This window comes from Streptomyces sp. CLV115, from assembly GCF_038448545.1.
In the GTDB taxonomy this organism is placed as follows: Bacteria; Actinomycetota; Actinomycetes; order Streptomycetales; family Streptomycetaceae; genus Streptomyces; species Streptomyces sanglieri.
Map to the genome: position 1 here is coordinate 1 of NZ_JBCEWQ010000275.1, position 5,517 is coordinate 5,517.

General features: G+C 74.1%; 4 protein-coding genes and 1 pseudogene. 2 read left to right on the forward strand and 3 right to left on the reverse strand.

From position 1 onward, the window contains the following. Window positions 1-816 (reverse strand): annotated as a pseudogene (locus AADR41_RS40945) (FUSC family protein); the annotation flags it as partial. A gap of 149 nt (window positions 817-965) precedes the next feature. Here AADR41_RS40945 and AADR41_RS40950 point away from each other — a divergent pair. After that, the gene (locus tag AADR41_RS40950) at window positions 966-1,733 is read left to right on the forward strand and encodes a VOC family protein (RefSeq protein WP_342287449.1); all 768 of its coding nucleotides are present in this window, start codon (window positions 966-968) and stop codon (window positions 1,731-1,733) included. 151 nt (window positions 1,734-1,884) lie between these two features. After that, a complete protein-coding gene (pcaB, locus tag AADR41_RS40955) occupies window positions 1,885-3,246 on the forward strand; it encodes a 3-carboxy-cis,cis-muconate cycloisomerase (RefSeq protein WP_342287451.1) in 1,362 nt (453 codons plus the stop codon). A gap of 27 nt (window positions 3,247-3,273) precedes the next feature. Here pcaB and AADR41_RS40960 read toward each other — a convergent pair whose 3' ends face one another. Together AADR41_RS40960 and AADR41_RS40965 are read right to left on the reverse strand one after the other, a co-directional pair. Continuing rightward, window positions 3,274-4,476: an amidohydrolase gene (locus AADR41_RS40960; protein ID WP_342287454.1), complete on the reverse strand. Its 1,203-nt coding sequence runs from the start codon at window positions 4,474-4,476 to the stop codon at window positions 3,274-3,276. 47 nt (window positions 4,477-4,523) lie between these two features. Further along, window positions 4,524-5,273, reverse strand: coding sequence for a GntR family transcriptional regulator (locus AADR41_RS40965; protein ID WP_342287456.1), 750 nt, complete (start codon window positions 5,271-5,273; stop codon window positions 4,524-4,526). Between the last annotated feature and the right edge of the window lie 244 nt (window positions 5,274-5,517).

Genomic DNA, 5,517 nt, shown 5'->3' on the forward strand with positions numbered 1-5,517 from the left:
GGCGCGGGTCCGCCGGGCCCAGGCGCGGAGCTGTTCCGGGTCGGGGGCCGCCGGGCCGGTGCCGGGGGTGCCTGTGGTGAAGGCGGCCTCGGCGTGCACGACCAGGCGTTCGAGGTCCCGGCGTACGGGCGTGGGGCGTCCGGCGGCGAGCAGGGTCTGCCAGGCCGCGTGCACGGTGGCGGCAGCGGTGTGCCGGGTGCGGTGATCCGGACCGGCGAGGTACGCGGCGGCGGCGTCCAGGGCGCGGGCCGTCGCCCGGCGCTCCGGGCCCTCGCGGCGCAGGAGCGCGGGGCCGGCCGTGACCAGCCAGGCGAACGCGCCGGCGGCCAGGGTGAGCGCGAGATGGCCGGGCACCTGGCCGAGGTGCTGCGGGGCGAAGAGCGCGGCGGAGGTGACGAAGGTGAAGATCACCGGTCCGGGCGGACCGATACGGGTCGCGTCGCAGAGCGTCTTCTGCGCCGCGGCGAGCAGCGCTCCCACCGCGATGAGTACGGCGGTCGACCCGGTCAGCGAGGCCGCGACCAGGGATATCGCCAGGCCGATGACCATGGACACGACGACTCCGGCGACCGCGCGGGCGCGCCGGGCGTACGGCAGGCCGTGGCCGTAGAGCGCGCAGAGCGAACCGGCCATCGTGTACATCACGAGGTCGAGCCGGTCGACGGCGAACAGCAGCAGATCCGGTACGGCGGTGGCGACGACGACGCTCAGCGCCGGTTTGAACCACATGTCCGAGGGCCGGGCGAGACGCAGCGGGGCGGCCAGCGGGAGTCTGCGGACGGGGGACTGCCAGGACCGGGTAGTTGTATCGCTCACCCAAATACTTTAGCAGGTATTACACCCGTAAAACATTTCTTCTCCGATGGCCGCGCCCCGCGCGAGGTCATAGCGTTCAACTGCGCGAGGACCGGCAGGTGCGGGCAGCCGTACGCGTCCACGCGCCCACGCATCCACGGAGGAACCGAATGAAGCTCACCGAACCGGTGCCCAGCGGCCCCTGCTGGATCGAGCTGAGCACCCCCGACATCCCGGCCGCCAAATCGTTCTACGCGGCCCTGTTCGGCTGGCGCTCGGAGACCGATCCGCGCGAGGAGGCGGGCGGCTACACGATGGCGCGCCTCGGCGACGCCCGGGTGGCGGCACTCAGCCCGGTGTATCAGCCGGGCCAGCCGACCGCCTGGACGGTCTCCTTCGCCACCGAGGACACGGACGGCACCGTCGAGCGGGTGAAATCGGCGGGCGGCTCGCTGCTGATCGGCCCGATGGACGTGTTCGACCAGGGCAGGTTCGCGGTGGTCGCCGATCCGTCCGGTGCGGTGTTCTCGCTGTGGCAGGGACGCGCCTTCGCCGGTGCCGAGCGGCTGAACGACCCCGGTGCGCTCGGCTGGGTCGAGCTCGTCACCCGCGAGGCCGACCCGGCGCTCGCGTTCTACCCCGCGGTATTCGGATGGACGGTGAACGCCGCGTCGGACCGGTACACGCAGTGGGGCGTGGCCGGTGAGGACTTCGGCGGGATGCTGATCATGGACGACCGGTTCCCGCCGGAGGCGCCGTCGAACTGGCTGCCGTACTTCGCCGTGACGGATGTCGACGCCACGGCCGCCACGGCCCAGGGCGCCGGCGGCGAACTGCTGATGCCGCCGACCGACATCCCGGACGGACCGCGGATCGCGGTCGTACGGGATCCGCAGGGTGCGGTGTTCGGTATCCACCGGATGGGCGGGGAGGGCTGACGGCCCTCACCCCGTCGGTGGACGGCCGCGGGATCTCGCGGCACCGCCCGGACCTCCGCGCACCGCCGGCGCGCGGAAGCCGCTTCGCACCCACCGGTCCGGCATCCGCCCACAGCGGCGGCGAGCACGGCCCACCTCTGGAGTTCAGCCGATGTACGAGAGCGATGCCGGTCTGCTCGCCCCCGGGCGGGCCGGCTCCCCCGCCGAGACGGCCACCGGCGACAGCGCCTTCCTGCAGGCGATGCTCGACGCCGAGGCCGCGCTCACCCGCGCCCAGACCGGCTGCGGACTCGCCCCCGCGGAGGCGGGCCGGGCGGTCACGGCCGCGGCGGCCGAGGCGGGCCGGTTCGACGTACGGGATCTGGCGCTGCGCGCACGCCCGGGCGGCGATCCGGTCGTCCCGCTGGTGACGGACCTCGCCGCCGCGGTGGAACCGGACGTCCGGCCGTATGTGCACCGGGGCGCGACCAGCCAGGACATCCTGGACACCGCCGCCATGCTGGTCGCCGCACGGACCCTGGCTCCGCTGCTCGACGATCTGGCGCGGGCCGCGGAGGCGGTGGCCCTGCTCGCCACCGCGCATCGCAACACCCCGATGGCCGGCCGGACCCTCGCCCAGCACGCGGTCCCGACCACCTTCGGACTCAAGGCGGCCGGATGGCGGGCACTGATCCTCGACGCGCGGGACCGGCTCTCGGCCGTACGGGAGTCGCTGCCCGCACAACTCGGCGGCGTGGCCGGGACATTGGCCGCCTTCGAGGCGTACGCGCCCACCGAGGACATCGACGCGATCGATCCCGGCCTGCCCCTGGTCCAGGCGTTCGCGAGCGAACTCGGCCTGGCCGAACCGCTGTTGCCGTGGCACACCCTGCGCACCCCGATCGCGGACCTGGCGGGCGCGCTGGCCTTCACCGCGGGTGCGCTCGGCAAGCTGGCGGCCGATGTGCTCAGCCTTTCCCGGACCGAGATCGGCGAGGTCACCGAGGGCCAGGGCGACGGCTCGTCCGTCATGGCGCACCGGGCCGATCCGGTGCACGCCACGCTGATCGCGGCGGCCGCCCGTCGCGCCCCGGGGCTGGCGGCGACGCTGTACGGATCGCTCGCCGCCGAGGACGAACGGCCGGCCGGGGCGTGGCACGCCGAGTGGGAGCCGCTGCGCGAACTGCTGCGGCTGGTCGGCGGGGCCGCGCGCCGCGCCGCCGAACTCACCGGTTCGCTGCGCGTCGTCCCGTACGCCATGCGGGAGAACCTCCAGCTCACCGACGGCCTGATCGTCTCGGAGCGGCTGGCCGCCGTGTTCGCCGAGCGGATCGGCCGCAGGCGCGCCGAGGAGGTTCTGGCCGGCGCCGCCGACCGGGCCCGCGCGGAGACCACGGACCTGGCCGACGTCCTCGCGGACGTGCTCGACGAGGAGCCCGAACTCGCCGGTCTCGACCTGGGCGAACTGACCGACCCCGCCCACTACACCGGCTGCGCCGGCTCTCTCACCGATCGCGCCCTCGACCGCGGCTGACCGGCCGCCGCGCCGGCCCCGCACGCCTCAGACCAGCCGGCCCGCGCGGGCGATCACCCGGCCCGCGCGTACCACCATGGACGGAACCGGGCGGTCCACGACGGCCTCGGGCAGCGAATCCGCCGCCACCAGGACGAAGTCCGCCGGGTCGCCGGTCTCCAGCCGGGAGGCGGGCAGCCCCAGCAGTGCGGCACCTCCCTGGGCCACCGCCTCGTAGCAGGCGGCGAGTTCGGCATCGGTGCGGGCGTCCGTGCGGTACGCGAGCAGATGGGCCCGGGCGATCATGTCGCCGTCGCCGAACGGCGTCCAGGCATCGCGCACCCCGTCGGAACCGACGCCGAGGCGCACGCCGCGCGGGGTGAGCCGTGCGGGGTCCAGGACCGGGTCACCGCCCAGTGCGCAGGTGACCAGAGAGACCCCCGCATCGGCCAACAGCTCGGCGATCCGGTCGAGTTCGGCGCCCTCCAGCTCGGCCACGGCGAAGGCATGTCCGAGGGTGACCCGTCCCTGCATCCCGGCGGCGACGGTGCGCCGGGCGATCTCGGTGATCTGGCGGATGCCCGCCGGTCCGCCGTCGTGCAGATGGATGTCGAGGGGTGCGCCCCTGCGGTCGGCCAGCCCGAACACGAAGTCCAGCTGGCCGTCCATGTCACCGTCGATGCCGATCGGGTCGAGACCGCCGACGACATCGGCGCCCTCGGACAGGGCCTGCGCCATGAGTTCGGCGGTGCCGGGCTCGCTCAACAGGCCGAGCTGGGGGAAGGCGACGATCTGAACGTCGAGGAGGTCCTTGCGGGCGTCGGCCGCCGCACGCACCTGGTGCACTCCCGAGAGGCCGTGGACGGGAGCGACATCGACATGGGCCCGCATGGCGCGGGTTCCACGGGCGATCGCCCGGTCCATCAGTGCCCCGGCCCGCACCGCCACCGGGTCCGTGAAGGCGGTCCTGGCCCTCACGTCGCCCTCGATCAGGTCCCGGAGCGTGCCGGCGGGTTCACGGCTCAGCCAGGGCCCGCCCCAGGTCGACTTGTCGGGGTGGATGTGCGCGTCGACGGGCGAGGGCAGCGCGAGGGCCCCCGCGGCGTCCACGGCCGTGCAGCCTTCGGGCGGCCGGGCCGGGTCGTACGCGGCTATCCGGCCGTCGCGGACCAGCAGGTCACGGGTGCGGCCATCGGCGCAGCGGACGGCGGTGAACAGGACATCGGGGCAGGCGGGGGCGGGCGTCGCCATGGGGCTGGGGTCTCCTTCGGTGGTGCGCGGGACGGGCGTCGTCGCGGTCAGGGCCGGGGCCGGGGGCCGGGGCGCGTGGGCTCCGCAGCGGTGTCGGTCCCGGTGTCCGCGCCGCCGGCGGCGAGCAGCTGCATCGCGGTCGCGCGCGTACCGGCCACATGGCGGCGGGCGATCCGTTCCGCCGCGTCCGCGTCGCCGCTCCGTATCGCCTCGTAGAGCAGTTCGTGCTCACCGCACATCACGGGGCCGTCGCCCGGCTCGGAGGTGAGGCTGAAGAGCCGGCGCAGCCGGCCGTCGAGCGGCGCCATCAGGCCCTGGAGCAGCGGGTTGCCGGACATGACGACGATCTGCTGGTGGAAGTCGGCGTGGACGGAGCCCAGTTCACGGGTCCGGCGGGAGGATTCGGCGGCGCGGCGGGCCCGGTCCAGGAGCTTTTCCAGGGTGCGCAGTCCGGCCCGGTCGGCGCGGCGGGCGGCCAGCGAGGCGGCCAGTGCCTCCAGGTGTTCCCGGATGTCAAAGAAGTCCGCGGCCTCGGCCGGGCCGAGCGGGGCGACGAACGCGCCCCTGCGTGCCTGCGCCGCGACGAACCCCTCGGTCTCCAGCCGCTGGATGGCCTCCCGCACGGGTATGCGGGACACCCCCAGCTCGTCCGCGAGTTCCCGTTCGACGATCCGGTGCCCGGAAGGGTAGCGGCCGTCGATGATGCGCTCGCGCAGTTCCACATAGACCCGGTCGCGCAGCGACTGATGTGCCGCACCGATGGTGGCGGCGGGGCCGGCGGTTCGGCTGCTGCTCATGGACTCGCTTCCTGCCCGTCGGAGCCGGTCTCTTCCGGCTCCCGTGCCGCGATCATCGCAGATTCCGGAAACCTTCCGTACCCCCTTGCCTGGTATTCGGTATACCAGATAGCTTGAGCGCCGCGCCCAATCGGGCCGCCCCTGAACTGGTCTTTTCCGCCGGCCCATGCCTGGAGCAGGCATCGGTTTCGGCGTCCAGCCGCCCGTTCGCACCTGAGGAACCACCGATGACGCAACCCTCGAC

Coding starts and splice junctions, on each gene's coding strand:
- AADR41_RS40950 (WP_342287449.1), top strand. CDS start 966: ATGAAGCTCACCGAACCGGTGCCCAGCGGCCCCTGCTGGATCGAGCTG.
- pcaB (WP_342287451.1), top strand. CDS start 1,885: ATGTACGAGAGCGATGCCGGTCTGCTCGCCCCCGGGCGGGCCGGCTCC.
- AADR41_RS40960 (WP_342287454.1), bottom strand. CDS start 4,476: ATGGCGACGCCCGCCCCCGCCTGCCCCGATGTCCTGTTCACCGCCGTC.
- AADR41_RS40965 (WP_342287456.1), bottom strand. CDS start 5,273: ATGAGCAGCAGCCGAACCGCCGGCCCCGCCGCCACCATCGGTGCGGCA.